This is a genomic window from Pseudomonas taiwanensis DSM 21245, from assembly GCF_000425785.1.
Classification (GTDB): domain Bacteria; phylum Pseudomonadota; class Gammaproteobacteria; order Pseudomonadales; family Pseudomonadaceae; genus Aquipseudomonas; species Aquipseudomonas taiwanensis.
The window spans coordinates 1-24,385 of sequence record NZ_AUEC01000044.1 but is presented as its reverse complement, the minus strand read 5'-3'; the positions used below and the strand labels follow the sequence as shown (position 1 = coordinate 24,385).

At 60.3% G+C, this 24,385-nt stretch carries 27 protein-coding genes, 1 tRNA gene, 1 rRNA gene and 2 pseudogenes; 10 read left to right on the top strand and 21 right to left on the bottom strand.

Going from position 1 to position 24,385, the window contains the following annotated elements; all coding sequences use genetic code 11:
• The 3 genes and pseudogenes from H620_RS0118220 to H620_RS0118210 all read left to right on the top strand — a co-directional run.
• A pseudogene (locus tag H620_RS0118220) lies at nt 1-216 on the top strand (hypothetical protein); the annotation flags it as partial.
• Between the two features lie 38 nt (nt 217-254).
• Nucleotides 255-431, top strand: coding sequence for a hypothetical protein (locus H620_RS27225; RefSeq protein WP_167332802.1), 177 nt, complete (start codon nt 255-257; stop codon nt 429-431).
• Nucleotides 432-734: 303 nt separating this feature from the next.
• Complete coding sequence (locus H620_RS0118210; RefSeq protein WP_027907816.1) at nt 735-1,916, top strand: tyrosine-type recombinase/integrase; 1,182 nt, start codon at nt 735-737, stop codon at nt 1,914-1,916.
• 82 nt (nt 1,917-1,998) lie between these two features.
• On the opposite strand, the gene H620_RS0118205 is transcribed toward H620_RS0118210, so the two are convergent.
• From H620_RS0118205 to thrS, 9 genes are all read right to left on the bottom strand, one after another.
• Nucleotides 1,999-2,075: transfer RNA gene (locus tag H620_RS0118205), tRNA-Pro, on the bottom strand.
• 100 nt (nt 2,076-2,175) lie between these two features.
• Nucleotides 2,176-2,532: a MerR family transcriptional regulator gene (locus tag H620_RS0118200; protein ID WP_011533210.1), complete on the bottom strand. Its 357-nt coding sequence runs from the start codon at nt 2,530-2,532 to the stop codon at nt 2,176-2,178.
• On the bottom strand, nt 2,513-2,815 hold the full coding sequence (gene ihfA, locus H620_RS0118195) for an integration host factor subunit alpha (RefSeq protein ID WP_003250679.1): 303 nt from the start codon (nt 2,813-2,815) through the stop codon (nt 2,513-2,515). The genes H620_RS0118200 and ihfA overlap by 20 nt, the downstream gene beginning before the upstream one ends.
• A gap of 4 nt (nt 2,816-2,819) precedes the next feature.
• Complete coding sequence (gene pheT, locus H620_RS0118190; RefSeq protein ID WP_023379799.1) at nt 2,820-5,201, bottom strand: phenylalanine--tRNA ligase subunit beta; 2,382 nt, start codon at nt 5,199-5,201, stop codon at nt 2,820-2,822.
• A gap of 31 nt (nt 5,202-5,232) precedes the next feature.
• Complete coding sequence (pheS, locus tag H620_RS0118185) at nt 5,233-6,249, bottom strand: phenylalanine--tRNA ligase subunit alpha (RefSeq protein ID WP_023379798.1); 1,017 nt, start codon at nt 6,247-6,249, stop codon at nt 5,233-5,235.
• 111 nt (nt 6,250-6,360) lie between these two features.
• Nucleotides 6,361-6,717: a 50S ribosomal protein L20 gene (rplT, locus tag H620_RS0118180; protein ID WP_003250671.1), complete on the bottom strand. Its 357-nt coding sequence runs from the start codon at nt 6,715-6,717 to the stop codon at nt 6,361-6,363.
• A gap of 28 nt (nt 6,718-6,745) precedes the next feature.
• A complete protein-coding gene (rpmI, locus tag H620_RS0118175) occupies nt 6,746-6,940 on the bottom strand; it encodes a 50S ribosomal protein L35 (RefSeq protein ID WP_003250667.1) in 195 nt (64 codons plus the stop codon).
• Between the two features lie 60 nt (nt 6,941-7,000).
• Nucleotides 7,001-7,552 (bottom strand): translation initiation factor IF-3, encoded by a 552-nt coding sequence (gene infC, locus H620_RS0118170; protein WP_013972005.1) that lies wholly within the window; start codon nt 7,550-7,552, stop codon nt 7,001-7,003.
• Entirely contained in the window at nt 7,552-9,474 is a 1,923-nt protein-coding gene (thrS, locus tag H620_RS0118165) for a threonine--tRNA ligase (protein ID WP_023379797.1), read from the bottom strand. Before thrS ends, infC begins: the two co-directional genes overlap by 1 nt.
• Nucleotides 9,475-9,810: 336 nt before the next feature.
• Between thrS and H620_RS0118160 the strand changes: the two genes are divergently transcribed.
• Both H620_RS0118160 and H620_RS0118155 read left to right on the top strand, forming a co-directional pair.
• A complete protein-coding gene (locus H620_RS0118160) occupies nt 9,811-10,116 on the top strand; it encodes a hypothetical protein (protein WP_023379796.1) in 306 nt (101 codons plus the stop codon).
• A 150-nt stretch (nt 10,117-10,266) separates the two neighbouring features.
• Nucleotides 10,267-10,479 (top strand): cold-shock protein, encoded by a 213-nt coding sequence (locus H620_RS0118155; RefSeq protein ID WP_023379795.1) that lies wholly within the window; start codon nt 10,267-10,269, stop codon nt 10,477-10,479.
• A 75-nt stretch (nt 10,480-10,554) separates the two neighbouring features.
• On the opposite strand, the gene H620_RS0118150 is transcribed toward H620_RS0118155, so the two are convergent.
• Nucleotides 10,555-10,872 carry an I78 family peptidase inhibitor gene (locus H620_RS0118150; RefSeq protein WP_023379794.1) on the bottom strand — a complete coding sequence of 106 codons (318 nt, stop codon included), beginning with the start codon at nt 10,870-10,872 and terminating at the stop codon, nt 10,555-10,557.
• A gap of 288 nt (nt 10,873-11,160) precedes the next feature.
• Between H620_RS0118150 and H620_RS25925 the strand changes: the two genes are divergently transcribed.
• On the top strand, nt 11,161-11,373 hold the full coding sequence (locus H620_RS25925) for a hypothetical protein (RefSeq protein ID WP_023379793.1): 213 nt from the start codon (nt 11,161-11,163) through the stop codon (nt 11,371-11,373).
• Here the strand turns inward: H620_RS25925 and H620_RS25920 are convergent.
• The 5 genes from H620_RS25920 to H620_RS0118120 all read right to left on the bottom strand — a co-directional run bounded on the left by H620_RS25920 (nt 11,345) and on the right by H620_RS0118120 (nt 16,147).
• Complete coding sequence (locus H620_RS25920) at nt 11,345-12,319, bottom strand: nucleoside hydrolase (RefSeq protein WP_023379792.1); 975 nt, start codon at nt 12,317-12,319, stop codon at nt 11,345-11,347. The two genes, H620_RS25925 and H620_RS25920, sit on opposite strands and share 29 nt — an antisense overlap.
• 60 nt (nt 12,320-12,379) lie before the next feature.
• Nucleotides 12,380-13,528, bottom strand: a complete 1,149-nt coding sequence (locus tag H620_RS0118135) for a PQQ-dependent sugar dehydrogenase (RefSeq protein ID WP_027907814.1) — start codon at nt 13,526-13,528, stop codon at nt 12,380-12,382.
• A gap of 24 nt (nt 13,529-13,552) precedes the next feature.
• Nucleotides 13,553-13,870 (bottom strand): hypothetical protein, encoded by a 318-nt coding sequence (locus tag H620_RS0118130; protein ID WP_023379790.1) that lies wholly within the window; start codon nt 13,868-13,870, stop codon nt 13,553-13,555.
• Nucleotides 13,871-14,067: 197 nt separating this feature from the next.
• Nucleotides 14,068-15,042, bottom strand: a complete 975-nt coding sequence (gene speB / locus H620_RS0118125; protein ID WP_027907813.1) for an agmatinase — start codon at nt 15,040-15,042, stop codon at nt 14,068-14,070.
• Nucleotides 15,043-15,067: 25 nt separating this feature from the next.
• A complete protein-coding gene (locus H620_RS0118120; RefSeq protein WP_023379788.1) occupies nt 15,068-16,147 on the bottom strand; it encodes an extracellular solute-binding protein in 1,080 nt (359 codons plus the stop codon).
• Between the two features lie 101 nt (nt 16,148-16,248).
• Here H620_RS0118120 and H620_RS0118115 point away from each other — a divergent pair, with 101 nt between their 5' ends.
• The gene (locus tag H620_RS0118115) at nt 16,249-17,142 is read left to right on the top strand and encodes a LysR family transcriptional regulator (RefSeq protein ID WP_027907812.1); all 894 of its coding nucleotides are present in this window, start codon (nt 16,249-16,251) and stop codon (nt 17,140-17,142) included.
• Nucleotides 17,143-17,223: 81 nt separating this feature from the next.
• On the opposite strand, the gene H620_RS0118110 is transcribed toward H620_RS0118115, so the two are convergent.
• The 3 genes and pseudogenes from H620_RS0118110 to H620_RS25910 form a co-directional block, all read right to left on the bottom strand.
• Nucleotides 17,224-19,659, bottom strand: coding sequence for a TonB-dependent receptor (locus H620_RS0118110; RefSeq protein WP_023379786.1), 2,436 nt, complete (start codon nt 19,657-19,659; stop codon nt 17,224-17,226).
• Nucleotides 19,660-19,781: 122 nt separating this feature from the next.
• Complete coding sequence (locus H620_RS25915; RefSeq protein ID WP_148299908.1) at nt 19,782-20,654, bottom strand: FecR family protein; 873 nt, start codon at nt 20,652-20,654, stop codon at nt 19,782-19,784.
• A 4-nt stretch (nt 20,655-20,658) separates the two neighbouring features.
• Nucleotides 20,659-21,165 (bottom strand): annotated as a pseudogene (locus H620_RS25910) (RNA polymerase sigma factor); the annotation flags it as partial.
• Nucleotides 21,166-21,300: 135 nt separating this feature from the next.
• Between H620_RS25910 and H620_RS0118100 the strand changes: the two are divergent.
• Entirely contained in the window at nt 21,301-21,789 is a 489-nt protein-coding gene (locus H620_RS0118100) for an LEA/WHy family protein (RefSeq protein ID WP_023379785.1), read from the top strand.
• Between the two features lie 18 nt (nt 21,790-21,807).
• Here H620_RS0118100 and H620_RS0118095 read toward each other — a convergent pair whose 3' ends face one another.
• Entirely contained in the window at nt 21,808-22,071 is a 264-nt protein-coding gene (locus H620_RS0118095) for a hypothetical protein (RefSeq protein WP_023379784.1), read from the bottom strand.
• A 127-nt stretch (nt 22,072-22,198) separates the two neighbouring features.
• Here H620_RS0118095 and H620_RS0118090 point away from each other — a divergent pair, with 127 nt between their 5' ends.
• On the top strand, nt 22,199-22,519 hold the full coding sequence (locus H620_RS0118090; RefSeq protein ID WP_027907811.1) for an ElaB/YgaM/YqjD family protein: 321 nt from the start codon (nt 22,199-22,201) through the stop codon (nt 22,517-22,519).
• 6 nt (nt 22,520-22,525) lie between these two features.
• On the opposite strand, the gene H620_RS0118085 is transcribed toward H620_RS0118090, so the two are convergent.
• The gene (locus H620_RS0118085) at nt 22,526-23,143 is read right to left on the bottom strand and encodes a MiaE family protein (protein ID WP_023379782.1); all 618 of its coding nucleotides are present in this window, start codon (nt 23,141-23,143) and stop codon (nt 22,526-22,528) included.
• Between the two features lie 154 nt (nt 23,144-23,297).
• On the opposite strand from H620_RS0118085, the gene H620_RS0118080 reads away from it, so the two are divergent.
• The gene (locus H620_RS0118080; RefSeq protein WP_023379781.1) at nt 23,298-24,161 is read left to right on the top strand and encodes a universal stress protein; all 864 of its coding nucleotides are present in this window, start codon (nt 23,298-23,300) and stop codon (nt 24,159-24,161) included.
• 70 nt (nt 24,162-24,231) lie between these two features.
• Here the strand turns inward: H620_RS0118080 and rrf are convergent.
• Nucleotides 24,232-24,347, bottom strand: a 5S ribosomal RNA gene (gene rrf, locus H620_RS0118075).
• Nucleotides 24,348-24,385 lie beyond the last annotated feature (38 nt).

Below are 24,385 nucleotides of genomic sequence, written 5' to 3'. Positions count from 1 at the left end.
GCCGGCGACGTGTACACCACCAGGGCCTACGAGTACCACCGGACCGAGCCAGGCGGTGACGGCCGAGTTGCCACCATCATGCAGAAGCGCGGCGAGTACCCCGCCGGCGCCCACTCAACCTGCCGTTACGGCGTCCAGCCGGACACAGACTTCGATCGCTACCAATGGCCCGCCGCCCGACTCTGGGAAGTCGTGCGCGACGTGCTGCTGGCCTGACCACCAACCTGCCGCCACCGGCGGCGTGGAGACCATCCATGAACCTGATCGACTGCTACGTCACGAAGATCCTCGGCGAGCCGTACCGCAAGTTCGGCGCTTGGTGGGTCGACGTCGAATACAACAGCTGGGGCAGAACCAGCACTACCCGACTCATGTTCCGCACCGAGGAAGCCGCCCGCGCGGCGAAGGTCGGGCATCACTTCTTGGCCTGATCGGCCGCAGGAGACACACATGGCAAACGCCACTGCAGCTGCACCGACAGCCTTGCAGCCAAGGTTCCTGCGCGCGAAAGACGCGCCAGGGTACCTCGGCATGTGCAAGGACGAATTCAAGAATACCGTCAGGCCGCATGTCCGCGAGTTCCCGATCGGGAAACAGGGCATCGGCTTCGACCGACTGGAGTTGGATGCCTGGGCAGACGCCTACATCGAGGCCATGGCCGTTGAAAAGGCAAGCAATCAGGACAACAATCGACCCCGCAGCGGAAGTATGGCCGGGGAATCCAAGGAGACTCCATGGCCAAAAAGGCAATCACAGGGCTCCAGAAAATGCCAAACGGCATCTGGAAAATCGACAAAGTCTACAGGGGGGAGCGAATTCAAGAGAGCACTGGCACTACTGACCGGGTAGAGGCCGAGCAGTACCTGATTCACATCCTGGAGAAGATGCGGCTGCGCAAGGTGTATGGCGTTCGCGAGATCAAGACCTTCAGTGCCGCGGCTGCCCGGTACCTGATAGAACACAAGGACCAGCCGTCATTCAAGGTCACCGCAACCTACCTTGGCCAGCTGGATGACTACATCGGCCACCTGCCTCTGACGCATATCGATGATGAGGCACTGGCACCATTCATCCGGGACCGAAAGGCGGACAGCGTTCTGCCGGACGGGACAATAAAGAAGGGAGTGAGCAACCGGACGATCAACATCGCGATCGAGCGTGCGATTCGCGTGTTGTCGCTGGCTTGCAGGAAGTGGCGGGACGAGGAGCGCAGGCCTTGGCTGGACAGCGTACCGTTGCTGACCAAGCTGGAAGAGAAGAAGGCGAGCCGAAAGCCCTACCCCATGACATGGGAGGAGCAGTCAATTCTCTTCGGGGAGTTGCCGGACCACCTGCAGCGCATGGCCCTGTTCAAGGTGAACACAGGTTGCCGCGAGCAAGAGGTCTGCAAGCTGAGGTGGGACTGGGAAATCTTCGTGCCGGAGCTTGGCACCAGCGTGTTTCTGATACCGGCCGAGTTTGGCGGTCGACATGAAAACTCTGGGGTCAAGAACCGGGACGAGCGCCTGGTAGTGCTGAACAGCGTGGCGAAGTCGGTAGTCGATAGCCAGCGAGGTATCAGTCGTGAGTGGGTTTTCCCCTACAACGGCACGGCGATGCATCGCATGAACGACTCAGCCTGGAAGAAGGCTCGGGTGCGCGCGGCGAAGCTCTGGCAGGAGCAACACTTACGGCCGGCACACCCCGGGTTCGCATCCATACGCATTCATGACCTCAAGCACACTTTCGGCAGGAGGCTGAAAGCAGCAGGAGTTACTGAAGAGGACCGCAAGGCGTTATTGGGCCATAAGAACGGCAGCGTGACCAGTCACTACTCCGGCGCGGAGCTTGGTCAGCTGATAGAAGCAGCAAACAAGGTGTCGGCCACCGACTCGCGTGGACCGGTACTGACAATTTTGAAGAGGAGGATCGGATGAGGAAAAAGGCGAAGTCACTCGAAAAGTCACTAGCCCCAGAAACAACGAAGCCACCCGAAGGTGGCTAAGTTGCTGAATATATTGGTCGGGACGGAGTGATTCGAACACTCGACCCCTTGCACCCCATGCAAGTGCGCTACCGGGCTGCGCTACGCCCCGACTCTATTCTCGATACCGCTGAGAACGATGAAGAATCTACCCTAACCATCTGATTAATGGAAGCTTTTTTTTCAAGAAACTTCCATTCGTCGGGTGCAGATCACTTCTTGAGCACGACCAGCACATCTTCCAATTCGGCAATCATCTGCCGAATCAGCTGCTTGTACTGGCTGGACTCGTCCTTTACCTCATCACTGGAAAGCCGCAACCGCGCCCCGCCAATGGTGAAGCCCTGGTCGTACAGCAGTGCACGGATCTGACGAATCATCAGCACATCTTGCCGCTGGTAATACCGCCTGTTCCCGCGCCGCTTGACCGGGTTGAGTTGGGGAAACTCCTGCTCCCAATACCGCAGCACATGCGGCTTCACCGCACACAACTCGCTGACTTCACCAATAGTGAAGTAGCGTTTGCCCGGTATGGGGGGCAGTTCGTCGTTATGGCTTGGTTCCAGCATAGGCCTCTACCCGGGCTTTCAGCTTTTGCCCTGGACGAAAGGTGACGACGCGGCGCGCGGTAATCGGGATCTCTTCCCCCGTCTTGGGGTTGCGGCCCGGCCGCTGCCGTTTGTCGCGAAGGTCGAAGTTGCCGAAACCTGACAACTTCACCTGCTCGTTCTCCTCAAGCGCGTGCCGAATTTCTTCGAAAAACAGCTCTACCAACTCCTTGGCCTCACGCTTGTTGAGTCCCAGCTCCTCGTACAGCCTTTCGGCCATCTCAGCTTTCGTCAGAGCACCCATACCGTTATTTCCTTAACGTGGTGTTCAACCTTTGTTCGAGCGAGGTGAGGATGTTCTGCAGGGTCGTGTTCACCTCATCGTCGTTAAGAGTGCGCGATGGATGCTGCCAGGTCAAGCCGACTGCCAGGCTTTTTCTATCAGGATCAATACCTTTACCCTGGTAGACGTCAAACAGCCTGAGGTCTGTCAGCCATTCGCCGGCATTGTTACGAATCACTTCAAGCACCTGACTGGAGGCCACGTCACGGCCGGCGATCAGCGCCAGGTCACGACGGGTTTCCGGGAACTTGGAGAGTTCACTGAACTTCGGCAGACGGCCTTCGACCACCTCACCCAGCACCAGCTCGAACAGGAACACCGGGCGATCCAGATCCAGGGCCTTGGCCAGCTCTGGGTGGATGGCGCCCAGGTAGCCGACCTGCTTGCCGTCGCGCTCGATCAGGGCGGTTTGGCCAGGGTGCAGGGCGGGGTGTTTTCCAGCGCTGAAGGTGAAGTCGTTCAACGCTCCCGAGTAACCCAGCAGGGCCTCCACATCGGCCTTGACATCGAAGAAGTCGATGCCATCGCGACCGTTGGCCCAGCCTTCTGGCAGGCGGCTACCGGTGACCACGCCGGCAATCATCGGCTGCTGCTTGAGATCACCCAGCTGGCCAACGAAACGCAGGCCGCTTTCGAACAGGCGAACGCGGTCTTGTTGGCGGTTGAGGTTGTGCTGCAGCGCCTTCACCAGACCCGGCCAGAGCGACGCACGCATGGCAGCCATATCGTTGGAGATAGGGTTGGCCAGCAGCAGCGGCTCGACACCTGGGCTAAACAGCTCGAACAGTTTCGGGTCGATGAAGCTGTAGGTGATGGCTTCCTGATAGCCGCGAGCAACCAGCAGGCGACGCAGGTTTGGCAGCTCGCCACGGGTTTCCGGGCGGGCTTGCGGCGCCAGGCGCGCTTGCGGATAACGGACCGGCAGGTTGTTGTAACCGTACAGGCGGGCCAGCTCTTCGATCAGGTCGACTTCCAGGCTGATGTCAAAGCGGTGGCTCGGGACGTTGACGGTCCACTCCCCCTCTCCGCTGCGCGTGGTGGTCAGCTCCAGGGCGTTGAGCAGTTGCTCGACCTGGGCCGGGTCCATTTCCATGCCGAGCATCTGGGTGATGCGGTCGGCGCGTAGAGTGATCGGGGCGATGTTCGGCAAGTGCTGCTCGCTGGCAGCCTCGACCACCGGACCGGCTTCGCCACCCACGATCTCCAGCACCAGCGCAGTAGCGCGCTCGATGGCTTCGCGAGCCAGCTGCGAATCGACACCACGCTCATAGCGGTGCGAGGCGTCGGTGTGCAGGCCGTAGGAACGGGCTTTACCAGCGACGGAAATCGGCTCGAAGAAGGCGCTTTCCAGGAACAGGTCGCGGGTCTTCTCGGTGTTCACGCCGCTGTGCTCGCCCCCCATGACGCCGGCAATGGCCAGGGGGCGGGTGTGGTCGGCGATGACCAGGGTATCGGCCCGCAGGGCTACTTCCTGGCCGTCGAGCAGGACGAGCTTCTCGCCCTCTTCGGCCATGCGCACGCGGATGCCGCCGTTGATCTCAGCCAGGTCGAAAGCGTGCATGGGCTGGCCCAGCTCAAGCATCACGTAGTTGGTGATGTCGACGGCAGCGTCGATGCTGCGCACGTCGCTGCGGCGCAGGCGCTCAACCATCCACAGCGGAGTCGGCTTGCTCAGGTCGACGTTGCGGATGACGCGGCCCAGGTAACGCGGGCAAGCAGCCGGAGCACTGACTTCGACCGGACGCACTTCGTCGTGCGCAGCCGGTACCGCCGGCACGTTCGGGCGGGTAACCGGGACGTTGTACAGCGCACTGACGTCGCGCGCCAGACCGGCGATGGAAAGGCAATCGCCACGGTTCGGGGTCAGGCCGATCTCGATGCTGGCGTCGTCCAGGCTCAGGTACTGGCGAATGTCTTCACCTACCGGGGCGTCGGCGGCCAGCTCCAGCAAGCCGTCGTTTTCTTCGCTGATCTGCAGTTCGGCGGCCGAGCACAGCATGCCGAAGGATTCGACACCGCGCAGCTTGGCTTTCTTGATCTTGAAGTCACCTGGCAACTCGGCGCCGATCATGGCGAACGGGATCTTGATGCCTGGACGTGCGTTAGGGGCGCCGCAGACAACCTGGAAGGTTTCCTGGCCGTTGCTTACCTGGCAGACGCGCAGCTTGTCGGCGTCCGGGTGCTGTTCGGTGGCGAGGATCTCGCCCACGACGATACCGCTGAACTGCCCGGCAGCGGGGGTAACGCTGTCGACTTCGAGGCCGGCCATGGACAGACGGGCGACCAGTTCGTCACGGGAGACTTGCGGGTTTACCCAACCGCGCAGCCACTGTTCACTGAATTTCATGCTGTTCTCCTGAAAATTGCGTCGGATAGGCCTAGCGGAATTGCGCTAAGAACCGCAGGTCGTTGTCGAAGAACAGACGCAAATCGTTGACGCCATAGCGCAGCATGGCCAAGCGCTCGGCGCCCATGCCGAAGGCGAAACCCTGGAACTCTTCCGGGTCGATGCCAGACATGCGCAGCACGTTCGGGTGCACCATGCCGCAACCCATCACTTCCAGCCAGCCGGTTTGCTTGCACACGCGGCAGCCGTTGCCAGCGCACATCACGCACTGGATATCCACTTCGGCGGACGGCTCGGTGAAGGGGAAGAACGACGGGCGGAAGCGCACGGCCAGCTCTTTCTCGAAGAACACCCGCAGGAACTCTTCGATGGTGCCCTTGAGGTCGGCGAAGTTGATGCCGCGGTCGATCAGCAGGCCTTCGACTTGGTGGAACATCGGCGAGTGGGTAATGTCCGAGTCGCAGCGGTAGACGCGGCCTGGGCAGACAATGCGAATCGGCGGCTGGCTCGATTCCATGGTGCGGACCTGTACCGGCGAGGTATGGGTGCGCAGCAGCATGTTGGCATTGAAATAGAAGGTGTCGTGCATCGCCCGGGCCGGATGGTGGCCTGGGATGTTGAGCGCTTCGAAGTTGTGGTAGTCGTCTTCGACCTCCGGGCCTTCGGCGATGCCGTAGCCGATGTGGGTGAAGAACTGCTCGATGCGCTCGAGGGTACGGGTGATCGGGTGCAGGCCGCCAGTGGTCTGGCCACGGCCTGGCAGGGTCACGTCAATGCATTCGGCGGCCAGGCGAGCGCTGAGCTCGGCCTCTTCAAAGGCGGCCTTGCGTGCGTTGAGCACGTCGGTGACGCGTTCCTTGGCGTCGTTGATCAGCGCGCCGACTTTCGGCCGCTCTTCGGCTGGCAGGTTGCCCAGGGTCTTCATCACCTGGGTCAGTTCGCCCTTCTTGCCGAGGAATTGAACCCGGATCTGTTCCAGGGTAGTGATGTCTTCAGCGCGTTCCACGGCCTCGAGGGCTTGGGCAACCAGCGCGTCCAGGTTTTCCATGTACAGACTCCAGATACGAAAATAGGGGAAGAGCTTTTGAAGGCTCTTCCCCTATCGATGACGTTTTACACCCGGCGCCGCAGCGCGCCGCCGGATGATTGTCGTGGGTACTTAAGCCAGAACGGCTTTAGCTTTCTCGACAATCGCAGCAAACGCCGCTTTTTCGTTCACTGCCAGGTCAGCCAGAACCTTACGGTCGATTTCGATCGACGCCTTTTTCAGGCCAGCAATCAGACGGCTGTAGGACAGACCGTTGGTGCGGGCACCGGCGTTGATACGAGCGATCCACAGGGCGCGGAACTGACGCTTCTTCTGGCGACGGTCACGGTAGGCGTATTGGCCAGCCTTGATGACAGCCTGCTTGGCGACGCGGAATACGCGCGAGCGTGCACCGTAGTAGCCTTTAGCCAGTTTCAGAATTTTCTTGTGACGCTTACGAGCGATAACGCCGCGCTTTACACGAGCCATGAGTAACTTCCTCTATCTTTGACCGAAATTAACGTACGCGCAGCATGCGCTCGACTTTTGCAACGTCAGACGGGTGCAGCAGGCTGGCACCGCGCAGTTGACGCTTACGCTTGGTCGACATTTTGGTCAGGATGTGGCTCTTGAAAGCGTGCTTGTGCTTGAAGCCGGAAGCGGTCTTCAGGAAGCGCTTTGCAGCACCGCTCTTGGTTTTCATTTTTGGCATGTTGGAACTCCGCATTCGATAAAATTACACATAATCATCAGGCCTGCCGTGCCCGGGAGATTACTTCTTTTTCTTGGGGGCGATGACCATCATAAGCTGGCGTCCTTCCATCTTCGGATGCTGCTCAACGGAGCCGTATTCGGCGAGGTCGGCTTCGACCCGCTTCAACAGCTCCATGCCCAGCTCCTGGTGAGCCATCTCACGGCCACGGAATCTCAGAGAGATCTTGGCCTTGTCCCCATCAGTAAGGAAACGTACCAGGTTGCGTAGTTTTACCTGGTAATCCCCTTCTTCCGTCCCTGGACGAAACTTGATTTCTTTGATCTGGATCTGCTTCTGGTTTTTCTTGGCTTCGTTGGCCTGCTTCTTCTTCTCGAAGAGGTGCTTGCCGTAGTCCATCACCTTGCAGACGGGCGGTTGCGCGTCTGCAGAGATTTCCACCAGATCCAGCTTCGCTTCATCAGCGATTCGAAGCGCTTCATCAATCGAGACGATGCCAATCTGCTCGCCGTCAGCGCCAATTAACCGAACCTCGCGTGCCGAGATATTCTCGTTGATCGGGGCTTTCGGTGCAGTTCGTTTATCGTTTCTCATTTCACGCTTAATAGTCATTACTCCGATTCTAGGCGACCGCGCTGGGCTACAGCGCTGTTGAGCAGCTGCGTGAATTCAGCCACCGGCATGGAGCCGAGGTCTTTGCCTTCACGGGTGCGTACGGCGACGGTCTGCGTTTCGACTTCGCGATCCCCTATAACCAAAAGGTACGGGACCTTGAGCAAAGTATGCTCGCGGATTTTAAAGCCAATCTTCTCGTTTCTCAAGTCCGACTTGGCACGGAAACCGCTACCGTTCAGGGCTTTTTCTACTTCGAGGGCGAAATCGGCCTGCTTGTCGGTGATGTTCATGATCACCGCTTGGGTTGGTGCCAGCCAGGCAGGGAACACACCCGCGTAGTGCTCGATCAGCATGCCGATGAAGCGCTCGAACGAACCGAGGATGGCACGGTGCAGCATGACCGGGCGCTTACGGTTGTTATCTTCGGCGATATAGCTGGCATCCAGACGCTCAGGCAGGTTCGGGTCGTACTGCAGCGTACCGCACTGCCAGTTACGACCGAGGCAGTCGCGCAGGGTGAACTCGATCTTCGGACCGTAGAACGCCCCCTCGCCCGGCTGGTATTCCCACTCGAGGCCCGACTCGTTCAGCGCATCGGCCAGGGCGCCTTCGGCGCGATCCCACAACTCTTCGGAACCCACGCGCTTGGCGGGACGAGTCGACAGCTTCATGGCGACGTCGGTGAAACCGAAGTCCTTGTACACGTCCAGGGTCAGCTTGATGAAGTCGGCAGCTTCCTTCTTCACCTGGTCTTCGGTGCAGAAGATGTGCGCATCGTCCTGAACGAAGCCACGTACACGCATGATGCCGTGCAGCGCGCCAGACGGCTCGTTACGGTGGCAAGCACCGAATTCGGCCAAGCGCAGCGGCAGGTCGCGGTAAGACTTGAGGCCCTGGTTGAACACCTGCACGTGGCACGGGCAGTTCATCGGCTTGACGGCAAAATCGCGGCTTTCCGACGAAGTGGTGAACATGTTCTCGGCGTAGTTGGACCAGTGGCCGGAGCGCTCCCAGAGGATACGGTCGACAACCTGTGGGGTCTTGATTTCCTGGTAGCCGTTCTCGCGCTGGACTTTACGCATGTACTGCTCGAGTACCTGGTAAACGGTCCAGCCATTGGCGTGCCAGAACACCATGCCGGGTGCTTCTTCCTGCAGGTGGAACAGGTCCAGCTGCTTGCCGATCTTGCGGTGGTCGCGTTTTTCGGCTTCTTCGATGCGCTGGATATAGGCGGCCAGCTGCTTCTTGTCGGCCCAAGCGGTGCCGTACACGCGTTGCAACTGTTCGTTCTTGGCATCACCGCGCCAGTAGGCGCCGGACAGCTTGGTCAGCTTGAAGGCCTTGAGGAAACGAGTGTTCGGCACGTGCGGGCCACGGCACATGTCGACGTATTCTTCGTGGTAGTACAGCCCCATGGCCTTCTCGTCGGGCATGTCCTCGACCAGGCGCAGCTTGTAGTCCTCGCCACGGTTCTTGAACACGTCGATGACCTCGGCGCGCGGAGTCATCTTCTTGATGACGTCGTAGTCCTTGTCGATCAACTGCTGCATGCGCTGCTCGATGGCGGCCAGGTCATCCGGGGTGAAAGGACGCTCGTAGGCGATGTCGTAATAAAAGCCTTCGTCGATCACCGGGCCGATCACCATCTTGGCGGTCGGGTACAACTGCTTCACCGCGTGGCCGATCAGGTGGGCGCACGAGTGACGAATGATCTCCAGTCCCTCTTCATCTTTAGGGGTGATGATCTGCAGGGTGGCGTCGTTCTCGATCAGGTCGCAGGCATCGACCAGCTTGCCGTCGACTTTACCGGCCAGGGTGGCCTTGGCCAGACCAGCGCCGATCGAGGCGGCGACTTCGGCTACGGATACGGCCTTGTCGAACGAACGTTGACTGCCATCGGGAAGAGTAATAATGGGCATGGCGCCTCCTCTCCTAGTGGTGACCCCTACCAAAGGTCACGTGGGTTGGGATGAGCCAGTACAAGATCCGACCTGCCTTTCCCTTGGGAAAGCCTGCCTCACAGTGGCAGAAACCTTTCGGCTTGCCAGGGGGACCTGAGTGACTGGAAAGTGAAAAAGATAAATGTAGGCGCCGTCAGGGCAGCCACAAGCCGGCCATGCTAGCACGCGGGTTGCACAGCAGGCAGAAATATTTGGGAATTACGCGGTTGTGGTGAACTAACGCGGAAAAAATCCTATCAGACCTTGGGAAGCAACCTACTCTTGATGAGACCTTAACCCAAGGAGTAACCGGTTATGCGACTTCACTCTCTTCTGGCCCTGGCGGCCGCTAGCGCCCTGCTGCTGCCTGTCGCTGCGAACGCTGGCAACTTCCCCCCTGGGAAGGAGGCTGGTTACATGGCCCAGTGCACCCAAGTGGCCAGCGGACAGGGCGTGGACGCTGCGACCGCGAAAAAGCACTGCGAATGCGGCGCGCAAGCCATCAAAAAGAATTTCAGCGATAAGGAGATCGAAGACCTGGATAGCAAGGACGGCGTTGACGCCAAGCTGATGCAGAAAGCGCAAACTGTCGTGCAGGCGGCATGCAAACCGAAGTCCTGAGCAAGCAATCAACACTTTGTTTGCCCTGGATCAGTATCCTGCGAAGGTAAAAGGCGCTAGATGCGCAGAATTAGACTATGATGTCGCCGGTGCTCCGTAGCCTCGGCCGCATTGCACCACTGAAAAATTAAATGTCTGGAGATTCACCCCATGTCCAATCGCCAAAACGGCACCGTCAAATGGTTCAATGATGAGAAAGGCTACGGCTTCATCACCCCAGCAGGCGGCGGCGACGACCTGTTCGTACACTTCAAGGCCATCGAAACCGACGGCTTCAAGAGCCTGAAAGAAGGCCAGACTGTTTCCTTCGTCGCTGAGCGCGGCCAGAAGGGCATGCAGGCTGCTCAGGTTCGTCCGGAGTAATTCGGACAGCTGAAAAAACCCGCCTCCGTGGCGGGTTTTTTTTGGGTGTCCGCCGGGCACGCTCGGCCCTGCCCCTTAACCGCAGTTGGCGCGGATGACTACCCCTCGCTCGTCGACATTAAGGTTCAAACGCTCGGAGCGATACTCCAGGGTGACCACGTCATGGGGTTTGAGGATGCGTGCCATTTGCGAGCCGCTGGCCTTTCGCGCCTGCTCGAGCAGTTCGGCGCTACCTGGCTTGCCAATGGCGAAATCGGCCCCACTGGCATCGCAGCGCCCATCGTTGCCAGCCGCCGCTGCCGGGGCACCGCCGCCCGAGTGACCGCCAGAGCTGCAACCTGCCAGGACGGACGCCAGTAGCAGGGTCGCCAGGGAAGCACGGGTACGGAACATGAATCCTCCTAAAATCAATCCGGGAACTGCCTAATGCGACAGCTTCACTCATAGTTTGTTGCAAAACCGCACAAGTCTGCCTGATCTCGCCAGTCGAGACGAAAAGCAATCGTGACTGAATTTTGCACCAGCCTCTTGGTTTGCCCGACATGGCCTTTTATTCTTAAGTCGCAGGGTGCTTGACGCAAAGTCATGATTTACTGCAAGAAGTGGAGCGCATCATGCCTCCCTCGAACGCCAGGGTCAGGTGTTCGCCTCTCCATACCGGGCCTTCAGCGAGAGCCTTCCATGAGCAGCCACAGCATCGACGCCGACATCAAGGTCAAATGGGCCGAGGGCCAGAGCGCCTACAGCCCTGGCACCCCGGAGGAGCTGCTTTTGATCGCCATCGACCTGCTGGTACGTGACCGCGGTGCCGAAGCGGCGCGCAGTTTCGTCGAGCAGGTCATCGAGCGCTACGCCCCACAGCCGGCTATCGCAATCTCGCCAGACGCTCACTGAGCAGATCGAACAGCCCCTGGGCGTCGCCCTGCGATACCCACATCACGTTTGCCGGACGCTTGAGCACACCGTACCAATCGGCGATGGTCTGGCCGAAGGTTGCGCCTTCACGGCTGTCTACCACCAGATGGACACGTCGACCACTGAACAGTTCTGGCTTGACCAGGTAGGCGATGACGCTGGCGTCATGCACAGGCCCGCCGGGCATCCCATACACGTCCATGTCGTGCTTGATGTAGGCGTTGAGTATATCCACCACCACTTGACTGGCACGGTTGTGGATAGCCGCCAGCTGCCGCAGACGAGCATCGCTGGTGAGTAGCGTGTGGGTCAGGTCCAGCGACAGGTAGGTCAGGCGAACGCCACTTGCCAGCACTACCTCGGCGGCGTGAGGATCGGCATAAATGTTGAATTCCGCCGTCGGCGTGATGTTGCCGCCATTGAAGTGGGCACCGCCCATGACCACCACGTCCTTGATGCCCTTGGCTATTTCCGGACGCTGGATCAGCGCAAGTGCCAGGTTGGTCTGCGGGCCGAGCATGGCCAGGGTGATGCTGTGAGGTTCAGCGGCGCCCAGGGTATCGATCAGGTACTGCACGGCATTGCCCTGACTCAGGGGCTTGGCCGGCTCATGAACCGTCACACCACTCAAGCCTTCTTCACCGTGCAATTCGGCGGCATGGACAGGCGCACGTACCAGTGGCCGGGCGGCCCCGGCATACACCGGGATATCCTCCCGACCACCCCACTCACAGGCCAGGCGAGCATTGCGCGAGGTCTTGGCAAGGTGCACATTGCCAGCCACGGTGGTGATCGCACGAATACTCAGCTCATCTGGCGATGCCATGGCCAGTAACAGCGCGACCAGATCGTCGGCCCCGGGATCGGTGTCGATGATCAGCTCACAGGGTGCGGCCCGAAGGCTGGTGATGGAGGTGGCAGGCATGAGACGACTCCCTGGAATGCATGCTTGAGCATAGGCACTCCTGCGACCTGCGGCTCGACCTCAATCTTCGTCCAACCCAACTTTCAGCAGCTTTCCATCCTTCTCATCGGTCAACACATAAAGATAACCGTCCGGTCCCACCCGCACATCTCGAATCCGCGCCTTGAGCTGGCCCAGCAGCCGCTCCTCATGGACGACCTTGTCTCCCACCAACTGCAGTCGGATCAATTCCTGGGTGGCCAGTGCGCCGATGAACAAGTTGTGGCCCCAGGCTTGGAAGGTGGGGCTATCGTAGAACGCCATGCCGCTGATTCCGGGTGACTTCTCCCACACATGGTGCGGGTCGATCATGCCATCGACGTGCTTGCCCTCGGCTTCGGGGATCGGCAGCAGCGAATAGTTGATGCCATGCGTTGCGATGGGCCACCCGTAATTCTTGCCCGCTTGCGGGATGTTGATCTCGTCACCGCCGCGTGGGCCATGTTCGTGGGTCCAGAGTTTTCCGGTCCATGGATTGAGGGCAGCGCCCTGCTGGTTGCGATGGCCGTAAGACCAGATCTCCGGGCGCACGGCGTCCTGGCCGACGAAGGGGTTGTCCTTCGGCACGCTGCCGTCGGGCCACAAGCGCACGATCTTGCCCTGCAGCTTGTCAAGGTCCTGGGCGGTGGGCCGCTGGTTGTTCTCGCCCAGCGCGATGAACAGGTAGCCGTCTCGGTCAAACACCAGCCGCGAACCAAAGTGGTTGCCCTCCGACAGCTTGGGCAACTGACGGAAGATCACGGTAAAGTTCTCCAGTCGTGCACGATCCGCCGAAAGCTGGCCGCGACCGACGGCCGTCCCGGCCTTGCCGTCGCTGCCCTCCTCTGCAAATGACAGGTAGACGGTACGGTCCTTCCCGAACTCAGGCGACAGCGCCACATCCAGCAAACCACCCTGCCCTTCGGCCCACACCTCGGGCACGCCACTGACGGGTGGTCCAACCTTGCCCTCGGCATTGACGATGCGCAGATTGCCAGGCCGCTCGGTCACCAGCATGTCCTTGCCACCCGGTAAAAACGCCAGTGACCAGGGATTGCGCAGGCCATCGGCCACGGTATCGACGATTAACGGCCCCTCTTCACTGGGAAACTGCTGCTGGGAAGCGGCTTGGGCCAGCAGCGGGAATAACGCTGCGGCGGTCAGGGTAATCAGCCAGGTGGGTCGTGTCATGCAGGGTTCCTTCCGATGCGGGGCTCACGGCACGCGCTGGGTGTCGCGCGGTGGCCGAGTGGGTTCAAGGTTTGGCGCTTGCTGCTGACGCCGAAGGTTGTCGCCGTTACCGATGCCGCGGTTGTCCAGGCTGGGCGTTCGCTGAATGGGCACGGTCGAAGGCCCGCGTACCGGAGGCGCCGGCTGGACGCTACCTTGGCGGCTATTCGGATTGGCGCGCTGGATTGGGCTGTTGTAAGGGTTGTTGTTGCCAGCAGCGAGCTGCAGCGGCTGGAGGGGCGCCGCTTGCAGTGGCAAGCACAGCAACAGGCCGAGGCCCAAGGTTGGCATCGTGATGTTCATGCTTCACCTCCTGTACGAAAATGACGCGCCTCGAAGGTTGGATAGCCTAAGGCGCAAGGGGTTCGCGGCAAAAGTGTGAAAGCGGATGGAGTTGATTCGTGATGTTTCAGTATGGGCCTTTGGCGGCGCTGTACCTGACCGTTGCGACGCAAGGCCATCGGTCCTTTCCGATGGCCTGGTCGCCGGCCAGCCGACGCCTACAGACCCCGTGATGTGTCGGTGAGTTTGTGTCGCGCCGCATACAGGCAGAGCATTTCCATGGCCAGGGTTGCCCCCGCCAGGGCAGTGATATCGGCATGATCATAAGCCGGCGCCACCTCCACCAGGTCCATGCCCACCAGGTTGATGCCACGCAATCCACCCAGAATCTCGAGGGCCTGTACGGTGCTAAGGCCACCGCATACCGGGGTCCCCGTGCCTGGGGCGAAAGCTGGGTCGAGGCAGTCGATATCGAAAGTCAGGTATACCGGCCGATCACCGACTCGCTGGCGGATCGCTTCGATAACCGCCTCCGTGCCCAGGCGATGGACCTGGCGGGCATCGAGGATGGCAAAGCCCTGGCTGTCGTCATTGGTGGTGCGCAGGCCGATCTGCACGGAATGCGTTGGATCGACCAAGCCTTCGCGCGCAGCGTGCCAGAACATGGTGCCATGATCGATGCGCTTGCCATCTTCGTCGGGCCAGGTGTCGCTGTGTGCATCGAAGTGAATCAGCGCCAGCGGCCCGTGGCGCCGGGCATGGGCCTTGAGCAGCGGGTAGCTGATGAAGTGGTCGCCGCCCAGGGTCAACATGGCACACCCTGCTTCGAGTATCCGATTGGCATGGGCCTCTATGCTTTCCGGCACCGACTGTGGCGTCCCACTGTCGAACGCACAGTCGCCATAGTCGATGACCGCCAGGTGGTCGAAGGGATCGAACGCCCAGGGCCAGTGCCGTGCCCAGGCTTGCTGCACCGAAGCGGCACGAATCGCTCGCGGCCCGAAACGTGCGCCTGGGCGGTTGCTGGTGGCGGTGTCGAAAGGCACCCCGCTCACCACTACATCCACCCCACGCAAATCGCGGCTGTAGCGGCGCCGGGAGAAACTGGTAATGCCTGCGTAGGTGCTTTCAGCAGCAGTGCCGTACAAGCTGTCGCGGGTCATGGCCTGGTCATTGTTGGCGGCTTGGTCCACGGTGTCGCTCCTATGTCGTTATCGATTACTGCCCGCTGCGAAATGCCGTCCACAAGCGGTTGCGCTGGCGCAGGTCGGACAATGCCATGCTGCGGTCGGCGTACAGACGCTCACGCACCGCGGCAGGTGGATAGATATCCGGGTCGTTACGTACCGCGTCGTCCACCAAGGGGGTGGCGGCCTGGTTGGCGTTGGCGAAAAACAGCGTATTGGTCAGCGCGGCTACCGATTCTGGCTTGAGCATGAAGGCGATGAACGCCCGGGCAGCCTCCGGATGCGGGGCATCCTTGGGAATGACCAGGTTGTCCTGCCACACCAGGGTGCCTTCCCGCGGAATGCGGTAGATGAGCTGGAATGGCTTGCCGGCCTTGCGCGCCTGGTCGGCCGCCATGGCGGCGTCGCCGTTGTAGGTCAATGCCAGGCACACGCTGCCGTTGGCCAGGTCGTTGATCTGGCGGCCGTTGGCGACGTAGCTGATCGACGGCTGCAGTTGGTCCAGCAACTGGCGGGCGGCGGCAAGCGCGTTCTTGTCCTGGCTGTACGGGTCTTTACCGAGGTAGTTAAGGGCCAGGCCGATGACCTCCTGGGGTGAGTCGGGCATGGCGATCCCGCATGATTTGAGTCGGCTGGCGTACTCGGGCTTGAACAGCAGGTCGAGGCTGTCCAGCGGCACGTCACCCAATCGCTCGCGCACCGCTTCGACATTCACCCCCAGGCCCAATGTGCCCCAGGTGTAGGGCACTGCGTAACGGTTACCGGGGTCGGCCTCGGCCAGTTTTGCCAGCAGGTCCTTGTCGAGATTGGCATAGCCAGGCATTGCCTGTGCGTTCAAGGGTTGTAACGCACTGGCCTTCAGCGCACGCGCCAGCACCGTGGAAGATGGCACCACCACATCGTAGCCGCTCCCCCCCGTCAACAGCTTGGTTTCCAGCACTTCGGTGGTGTCGAAGGTGTCGTAGCGGACCTTGTAGCCGGTCTCGCGCTCGAAGCGCTCAAGGGTTTGCGGCGCGACATAGTCCGCCCAGCTGTAAAGGTTCACGACCTTCTCTTCGGCCTGCAGCGGCAAGGCCAGTACCAGGGACAACAGACACAACGATCGACGCATGACGAACACCTCGGCAAATGGGTGGATGCCGCCAGCATGCCAGCCGAGTTACATTGCAAGAATGGCAAGTTTGTAAAGCTGACATTCATCAGGAGCAATGTATGCTTGGCCAACTGCAAGACCCCGACCTGCACCTGCTGCGGCTGTTCGTCACTGTAGTAGAGGCCGGTGGTTTCAGTGCCGCCCAGGGCGTACTTGGGCTCAGCCAACCCACCATCAGCCATCGCATGGCGCAGCTGGAAACCCGCCTGGGCTATCGCCTGTGCAACCGTGGCAAGGGTGGCTTCCGACTGACTGAAAAAGGCCAGTTATTGCTGGATGCTGCCCGCGAATTGTTGCTGAACATCGAGCACTTTCGTCAGCAGGCCAATGGCGTTGGCGGAAGGCTGCTGGGGACTGTACGGCTGGGTTTGGCAGAGGGCCAGGACACGTCGGTGAGCCTGCGCATCGCCAACGCGATATCGCGCTTTCGTGAGCGGGACGAATCCGTCCAGTTGCAATTGATCAGCGCACCACCGGCAGAGTTGGAACGACTGTTGCTGGAGCAGCGGCTGGATTACGCCATCAGCTACTTCTCCGGTAACCAGGCAGCGTTCGATTACCAACCGTTGTTCGAAGAGCGCCAGCGCTTGTACTGCGGCAAGGGCCACGCGCTGTTCGCGGTGCCGCACGTCGAGCACGGACAGTTGCTCGAAGCGGACCAGGTTCGTCACCCGTATCGCTTTCTCAAATCAGGCGAGCCGTTTCAAAGCCACCGAAGCATGGCGGTGGCGGAGCAGACCGAAAGTGTACTGGCATTCATCCTGTCGGGCCGACATATCGGTTACCTACCGTGCCATTACGCAGCACCTTGGGAGGCGCAAGGTCTGCTGCGAGCGCTGGATCCGGCGCTGGATTTCCTTGTGCCGTTCACTTTGGCCTGGCATCGAGTGCAGGCCTGCGGGGAGGCGCAGGGCGCATTCGTGGAGGATCTGCAAGGGGCGTTCGTCTCATGAAACGATCAGTCGGCGCCTACAGGGCGCGTAAAGCACCTGTAGGCGCCGGCCGGCGATCCGGCCAGCACGCGCAAGCACCGGTTAGTAGGCCATGCTCCAGGTCAGGGTGTAGGTCCGGCCCCGTCCTTGGTAGTCATACAGGTAAGCTGGCCCATAAGTTGGTGAGTAGAACAATGTCGCTCGCTGCCCCCAGACCGTACTGTACTGCTTGTCCAGAAGGTTCTGGATACCCGCGCTGAAGGTGCCGAAACCGGTGTCCTGGCTGGCCAGCAGGTCGAAGGTCGTATACCCGTCGATCTCGTGGTCAGCGTCATCCTTCAAGCTGAATGCATGGTTGGCCTGCAGGCGTGCGCTACGGCCGTCACCTTTCCAGCCAACGAACGCAGTGGATTTGGACAACGATGCATATCGAGCGTCGCGCTTGTCCCAGCCGCCATTGGCGTCTTCTTCCTCAGAGCGGGTGAGGTGCAGGGTGCCGCCCGCCTCCCAACCGCTCTGAAAGTGCCGGGTCAACGCCCCTTCAAAGCCAAAGTCTCGGCTCTTCTGGTCTTCCACATCGATGGTCAGCGTCTGCGAGTCGACGTTGATGATCTTGTCCGACCAGATGTAGTACAACGCTGCCTGGGCATCCCAATCCAGATCGGCGTAGCGCCAGCCGAGCTCGACCTGACGACTCTTGATACCCGCCAGCGGGTTGTCGGCCACGCTCAGGCCTTGCTTGCCGTAGTATTTGGCAGGGTCTGGCAGGTCGAAACCTTCACCGTAGTTGGTCCAAACCTGGTGGCCATTCTTGAAATCGTAGATGGCTCCCATGTTGTAAAGATTGACCTGGTAGTCATTGCTGCCGCCCGGCACGCCCTTGAAATCGCTGACATCCACGTCCATCTGCTGGCGTCGTGCGCCTGTGGACAGGGTCAGGTTATCGGTCGCATGCCAATCGAGCTGGGCGTAAACGGACACACCGTCGACCCGGTAGCTGGGGTAACGGTCCGCCTTGCTGGCTTTGTCCAGGTCCAGGCCACCGCTTTCAGACGAGGTCAGTGCATCGAAGGTGGTCTGCTGGGCATTGAAGCGCTCTCGGTCAAGGTCTACCCCGTAAGTGAGCTTGAGCGTATCCCACTGCTTGGCGAACAACCCTTTGAGGCTGGTGACCTCGAAATTCTGCTGCGACGCGGCGAAGTACACGCCGCGCGAGCCGGTGGGAGTGGCGCGGTTGTAGTAAGGGAACGGATAGAAATTGTCGTCCTCCTTGCGATACGAAGCTTGCAGGTAGAAGTCCTGGCCCAGCACATCGGTGTGGTGGTAGTTGGCATTGAGTAGCAGACGACGGGTGCGAGGTTCCAGGTCAGAGGAATAACCACCGCGCAGCTCGGCGTCTTCTAAGTCTGACGGTGCGTTGTAGTTGAGGTTGGGGAAGTAGATGCCGGTGCTGCCGTGGTTACCGGAATCGTAGTACTGGGCCAACAGGTCGAGGCTCTGCTCGTCGCTCAAGGTGAGCCCCAGGGTGCCGAGCACATCGAGGGTGCGGTTGTACTGCAAGTCGGTCTGAGTGTTGTCGATGAAAATCTGGTCGCCCGCACCGTCATAGAACGCCTCGTTCTGTTCGCCGGAAACTCCCAGGCGAGCCTTCACCCGCTCATTGCCGCCGCTGACCGACTGAGCGAAACGAGTGGCCAGGTCGTCGCTGTTGTTGAAGCCGCTGCTGGCGCCAAACTGAGTCTCGAAACGTGCAGGCCCCGGCTCGCCCTTCTTGGTCACGATGTTGATGATGCCGCCGGTGGCACCACCGCCATAGATGGCGCTGGCGCCGGACAACACTTCCACGCGCTCGACGTTGAACGGCGAGATGCTATCGAACTGGCGCGACAAACCGCGCGAACTGTTCTGGCTGACACCGTCGATCATCACCAACACGTTGCGCCCGCGCATGTTCTGGCCGTAGTTGGTGCGGCCTTCAGGGGCCAGGTCCAGGCCAGGCACCAACTTGCCGATGGCCTCCTTGAGACTGACGCCGCTGTCGATCTGCTCGCGCAGCTGCTGTTGGTCAACGACCCAGACCGTACCAGGAATTTCACTGATGGCAGTGCTGGTACGCGACGCCACGCTCACTTCGATGGGCTTGAGATTGATCGCCTGCGGCGCACCTTCGGCCCTGCGCAGGGTTACGGTGCGGACGTCGCTGAACTGCCAGGCCATGTCGCTTCCGGCCAGCAGCTGTTGCAATGCCTGCTCGATGCTGTAGCTACCCTGCAGTGCCGGGCTGGTGAGCCCTGCGACGTCGCTGGTGGTGTACAGCAGGTGCAAACCCGCCTGGTCGGCAAACGCGGTCAGGGCCTGGTCGAGGGCCTGCGCAGGGAGATCGAGCTGTACCTGTCGAGCTTCGACCCGGGCTTGATCGCGAGCGGAGTCGGCCCAGACCTGCAGCGGGCTGGCAAGCATGGCCAGGGCGGTGCAGGACAGCAAGGCATGATGGAACCGACCGCCGCGGCGGTGCAAAGGCTTGAGCGTGAGTGTCACGAATAAGCTTCCAGACAAGTCGTAAATGAGAATGGGTTGCTGATCAGTCCCACTACGACGATCTGGCCTGCATGAACTTGCAGTGCTGAATGAAAAAAATTTCGATTATTTTTTCTGACGACTCAATGCACTACAGCCAGCCATGGCAGATAGGTGACCTTCAGGCCGTAACGCTGCTCGAGTGTGCGCAACAAAGCGTGAGGCTCGTCAAGATCGAAAACGCCACTGACTTGCAGTGTGGCCAGCTGGCTGTCCGACAACAGGATGCGACCCTGCTGATAACGCTCAAGCTCTGCCAGCACCTGGCCCAATGGCTTGCCATTGAAAATCAGCTTGCCGCGCTGCCAGGCTGTCTGCGCGCTGGCGTCTGCCGATACCGGCACGAGCTGCCCCGCTACCCTTGCCTCACCTTCGGCCAGCACCACCCGGCCGTCGCTGCGCACGCTGAACACGGCGGTGTCGCCCCGCACGGTCTCATCGCCAGTATCGACAACAAAGGGGCGCACATCGTTGACCGTTTCGAACAACGCCTCGCCGGCCCGCAACACGACCCTGCGCTCATGATCGGTAAAGGCCACGGTCAAGGCGCTGGCACTGTTGAGCACCACCCGCGAGCCATCGGCCAGGGTAATGCTCTGCCGCTGCCCCACGCCTGTGTGATAGTCCGCCAGCCAGACTGGGGCCTGCTGCCAACCGCTGTAGCCCGCCACCAACAGCACCACTGATGCGGCGATGCCAGCAAACCAGTGGCGCTTGCGCGGTGCCGGCGACGCAATGAACGATGCGGCAGCGGAAGTGCCGCCGATATCCTCCCAGAGCGCTTGGGCCTCCCGCGCCGCCTCGGCATGGGCCGCGCTGAGCTGGCACCAGCGTTGATAGCGTGCGTGGTCTGCCGCACTGGCGTTGCCAGAATGCAGCAGCACCTGCCAGTCAAGGGCGTCGTTGGACAGGTCGCTGGTCGGTGGAGGCGCGGGCATGGCAAGGGCATCAGTCATGGTTGTGTTTGACCCAGTCACGGCAGTGGCGCAGGGCTTGGCCGATGTATTTTGCCACCATGCTCTCGGAAACGCCCAGCCGCTGTGCAATTTGCGCCTGGGTCAGGCCTTCGACGCGGTTGAGCAACAGGGCTTCGCGGGGTTTGCTGGGCAATTGCAGCAGCGCTTGGTCGAGTATCTGCAAACGCTCGCGGGCAAGCAGCGCCGCTTCCGGCGCGGGGGCCGGACAGGCAATCTCTCCCGCACCGTCACTGTCATCGTGGCGGGACGCGATACGCTGCTCACGACGCAGGGCATCGATCGCCAGATTGCCGGCCACGCGAAAGATGTAACTGCGCGCATGCAGAACCGGTATCGCCTGCTGATCGACCTGTACGAGCTTCAGATAGGTCTCCTGCGCCACATCGGCGGCCCGCTGCCGGTCGTTCATACGCCGGGTGAGAAACTGCAGCAGGTCGTCGTAGTGCTCCTGGAAACTTGCCAGCAGACCAGACACGGGAGACGTCAGCATTGAGTGAGAAGCAGCCAGTAAGAGAGATTATCGGGCGTTAATGAGAAACAGTATCTTTCATAAGGCCCGAGACTTTCAACGTCCTCGTGCATTTGCCACACTGCATGCTGATTTTCTAACGAAAAGGCCACCTCTATGCGTGACCGTCTTGTGCGCTGCGCCCGTTATGCACTGATGCTATTGATGGCGCTTGGGCTCGGTGCCTGTGCGCTGTTCCAGGCGCGCGACCCACTGAACATCAGCGTCATCGGCATCGAGCCTTTGCCAGGACAAGAACTGGAGATGCGCATGGCAGTGAAGATGCGCGTGCAGAACCCTAATGATGCATCGGTCGATTACGACGGTGTCGCACTCAATCTGGAAGTGAATGGCCAGCCACTGGCGGCCGGCGTCAGCGACCAGAAGGGGCACATCGGCCGATACGACGAAGCGGTGATCGTGGTGCCGGTCAGCATCACTGCGTTCTCCTTCCTGCGCCAGGCCTATGGGCTGCGCAAGCTGGACTCACTGCAAGGCCTGCCCTATGTGTTGCGCGGAAAACTGGCGGGAGGGTTGTTTGGCACGGTGCGTTTCACCGACCAGGGCAAGCTTGACCTGCCTCAGGGTGGCAGCCTTTATCGTTGAGTGCAGGATATCAGGCGCTCAACGATTGGCGCTGGCGGCGGCCATCAGCTTGTTGACCTCGCTGCGCACCATGTTTGCGTATTCCGGTGGCGACATGCTGTCAAGCTCGGCACGTACCCACTCGGCCCATTTGCCTTTGCGCCGGGGCTTTTCGGCAATCAGCCGCGCGGCCTCGCCCTTGGCTTTGCCGAGGTTGTTCTGCCACAGTTCGAACAAGCGGGCCTTTTCTGCCTCGATCTGCGCCCGTTCCTCGAAGCTCTTGTTGGCCAGATTGAAACTCATGGGGATACCTGCATGTGAAAAATGGTCGCTATCTTACACTGTAGGGGCGAATGATCGGTAAGCCGGCGCAACTTTCCCGCCGCACCGGCATCCATTATTCAACTCACCCATCGACGAGGATGTGTTCATGGCCCGGAAAACCGCCCTGATTACCGAAAGCGAACAAATCAAGGACCAAGTGTTCAGCGAGCTGCAGGCATTGATCGAAGAGTCAGAGAAGCTCCTCAACGACAGCGCCTCCCTGGTAGGCGAAGAGGCAGAAACCCTGCGCGCCCAAGTCAGCCTCAAATTGCGCCAGGCCCGTGAGTCTGCCAACCGGGTACGTGCCAAGGCCCAACCCGTGATGGATGCCACCCAGGACTACATTGGCGGGCATCCTTGGCAAACCGTTGCCATTTCCGCGGGCTTTGGCTTGGTCATCGGGTTGTTGCTGGGGCGGCGTTCTTGAAGTGGATCAGGCAGCCTGCGCCATGGGGATACCGCTGTGAAAGCGCAATTCCTGATCGGGTGAACTGATCAGTTCGACCTCTGCCTCGCGCACCAGCTCCACACGCTTGGCAATATCCGCCTCAGCACCGTACTGGTGTGCAAGCTTCAGGTAACCCTGATAATGGCGCGCCTCGCTTTTCAGCAGCCCGTGATAGAAGGTGCCGAGCTCTTCATCCAGGTGCGGCACCAAGGCTGCGAAGCGCTCGCAACTACGCGCCTCGATAAAGGCCCCGACAACCAGTGTGTCGACCAGTTTGACCGGCTCGTGGGCCCGTACCAGACGGCGCAGACCCGACGCATAACGCCCGGCGGAAACCGGCCGCAATGGCACACCACGACGCTTCATCAGACGCAGCACCTGTTCATGATGCACCAACTCTTCACGGGCCAGGCGCGACATCATGTTGATCAGGTCCAGGTGCGTGTTGTACTTGGCGATCAGACTCAGCGCGGTGCTGGCAGCCTTGAACTCGCAATTCTTGTGGTCGATCAGCAAGGTTTCCTGATCCGACAGCGCCGCCTCGATCCAAGCGTCTGGGGTGGGACAGCCGAGGAAAGCGTCGATTTCGGGGATCAGGGACATAAGCACACAACCACACAGGACAGGCAGGACCAGGAATTATACCGGCGGCGTCGGCCAACGCCAGTGGCTATGCTTGATGTACATCAAACGGCGGCGTGCGCGGCGCGGACTATAGTCAGGCACAGGTCGCCATCTTTGAAGGGAGCTAACGCCCATGCAAGCCGTCCGCAGCATCCTTGTCGTTCTAGACCCTGCGCATGCCCATAGCCGCGCACTGACCCGGGCCAAACTGATCGCAGGTGTGACAGGTGCCCGCCTGCACCTGCTGATGTGTGACAAGAATCGTGAGCACAGTGCCCTTTTGAGTTTGCTGCAAAGCCAGTTGCGCGATGATGGGTATATCAATGTCACCCATGAAGAGGCTTGGCAAGAAAGCCTGCACGAAACCATTATTCGGGTGCAGCAGGCTGAAGGTTGCGAACTGGTGATCAAGGAGCATCGACCGGATAACCCACTGAAAAAGGCGATACTGACACCCAGCGACTGGAAGCTGTTGCGTCAGTGCCCTTGCGCAGTGTTGATGGTCAAGAGCGAGCGGCCCTGGACCGGTGGAGTGATTCTTGCTGCTGTTGATGTCGGCAATCAGGACGAGGACCACCGTCGCCTGCATGCCAGTATCATCGATCACGGTTATGCAATCGCCAGCTTGGCCAAAGGGGAATTGCATGTGATCTGCGCCCATCCCTCCCCCATGCTTTCCGCTTCCGACCCCGCCTTCCAACTCAGCGAAACCATCGAGCAGCGCTATAGGGACGCATGCACAGCTTTCCAAGCCGAGTTCGATATCAGTGATGATCGCCTGCACATCGCAGAAGGCCCGGCGGATGTTCTAATCCCCTTCACGGAGGACAAGTACGACGCTGTCGTGACCATCATGGGTACCGTCGGCCGAACCGGCATAACCGGCGCTTTGATCGGAAACACCGCAGAGGTGGTGCTAGACGCGTTGAAAGGCGATGTATTGGTGCTCAAGAGCGAGGAAGCAACAGCCCACCTGGCGGAACTGGCGAGGGGTTGAGACTGCAACCACCGCGCCGGAAAGACAAAACCCCTACCTGCTCACGCAGATAGGGGTTTTGCGAAATGAATCTTGACGATGACCTACTCTCACATGGGGAAACCCCACACTACCATCGGCGATGCATCGTTTCACTGCTGAGTTCGGGATGGGATCAGGTGGTTCCAATGCTCTATGGTCGTCAAGAAATTCTGTTGCCAGAATGTCGTGTAAACACTCTTGGC

Bases quoted from the DNA above. Each gene is read 5' to 3' on its own strand.
- H620_RS27225 (WP_167332802.1), top strand. From the start codon at position 255: ATGAACCTGATCGACTGCTACGTCACGAAGATCCTCGGCGAGCCGTAC.
- H620_RS0118210 (WP_027907816.1), top strand. From the start codon at position 735: ATGGCCAAAAAGGCAATCACAGGGCTCCAGAAAATGCCAAACGGCATC.
- H620_RS0118200 (WP_011533210.1), bottom strand. From the start codon at position 2,532: ATGCTGGAACCAAGCCATAACGACGAACTGCCCCCCATACCGGGCAAA.
- ihfA (WP_003250679.1), bottom strand. From the start codon at position 2,815: ATGGGTGCTCTGACGAAAGCTGAGATGGCCGAAAGGCTGTACGAGGAG.
- pheT (WP_023379799.1), bottom strand. From the start codon at position 5,201: ATGAAATTCAGTGAACAGTGGCTGCGCGGTTGGGTAAACCCGCAAGTC.
- pheS (WP_023379798.1), bottom strand. From the start codon at position 6,249: ATGGAAAACCTGGACGCGCTGGTTGCCCAAGCCCTCGAGGCCGTGGAA.
- rplT (WP_003250671.1), bottom strand. From the start codon at position 6,717: ATGGCTCGTGTAAAGCGCGGCGTTATCGCTCGTAAGCGTCACAAGAAA.
- rpmI (WP_003250667.1), bottom strand. From the start codon at position 6,940: ATGCCAAAAATGAAAACCAAGAGCGGTGCTGCAAAGCGCTTCCTGAAG.
- infC (WP_013972005.1), bottom strand. From the start codon at position 7,552: ATGACTATTAAGCGTGAAATGAGAAACGATAAACGAACTGCACCGAAA.
- thrS (WP_023379797.1), bottom strand. From the start codon at position 9,474: ATGCCCATTATTACTCTTCCCGATGGCAGTCAACGTTCGTTCGACAAG.
- H620_RS0118160 (WP_023379796.1), top strand. From the start codon at position 9,811: ATGCGACTTCACTCTCTTCTGGCCCTGGCGGCCGCTAGCGCCCTGCTG.
- H620_RS0118155 (WP_023379795.1), top strand. From the start codon at position 10,267: ATGTCCAATCGCCAAAACGGCACCGTCAAATGGTTCAATGATGAGAAA.
- H620_RS0118150 (WP_023379794.1), bottom strand. From the start codon at position 10,872: ATGTTCCGTACCCGTGCTTCCCTGGCGACCCTGCTACTGGCGTCCGTC.
- H620_RS25925 (WP_023379793.1), top strand. From the start codon at position 11,161: ATGAGCAGCCACAGCATCGACGCCGACATCAAGGTCAAATGGGCCGAG.
- H620_RS25920 (WP_023379792.1), bottom strand. From the start codon at position 12,319: ATGCCTGCCACCTCCATCACCAGCCTTCGGGCCGCACCCTGTGAGCTG.
- H620_RS0118135 (WP_027907814.1), bottom strand. From the start codon at position 13,528: ATGACACGACCCACCTGGCTGATTACCCTGACCGCCGCAGCGTTATTC.
- H620_RS0118130 (WP_023379790.1), bottom strand. From the start codon at position 13,870: ATGAACATCACGATGCCAACCTTGGGCCTCGGCCTGTTGCTGTGCTTG.
- H620_RS0118120 (WP_023379788.1), bottom strand. From the start codon at position 16,147: ATGCGTCGATCGTTGTGTCTGTTGTCCCTGGTACTGGCCTTGCCGCTG.
- H620_RS0118115 (WP_027907812.1), top strand. From the start codon at position 16,249: ATGCTTGGCCAACTGCAAGACCCCGACCTGCACCTGCTGCGGCTGTTC.
- H620_RS25915 (WP_148299908.1), bottom strand. From the start codon at position 20,654: ATGACTGATGCCCTTGCCATGCCCGCGCCTCCACCGACCAGCGACCTG.
- H620_RS0118100 (WP_023379785.1), top strand. From the start codon at position 21,301: ATGCGTGACCGTCTTGTGCGCTGCGCCCGTTATGCACTGATGCTATTG.
- H620_RS0118095 (WP_023379784.1), bottom strand. From the start codon at position 22,071: ATGAGTTTCAATCTGGCCAACAAGAGCTTCGAGGAACGGGCGCAGATC.
- H620_RS0118090 (WP_027907811.1), top strand. From the start codon at position 22,199: ATGGCCCGGAAAACCGCCCTGATTACCGAAAGCGAACAAATCAAGGAC.
- H620_RS0118085 (WP_023379782.1), bottom strand. From the start codon at position 23,143: ATGTCCCTGATCCCCGAAATCGACGCTTTCCTCGGCTGTCCCACCCCA.
- H620_RS0118080 (WP_023379781.1), top strand. From the start codon at position 23,298: ATGCAAGCCGTCCGCAGCATCCTTGTCGTTCTAGACCCTGCGCATGCC.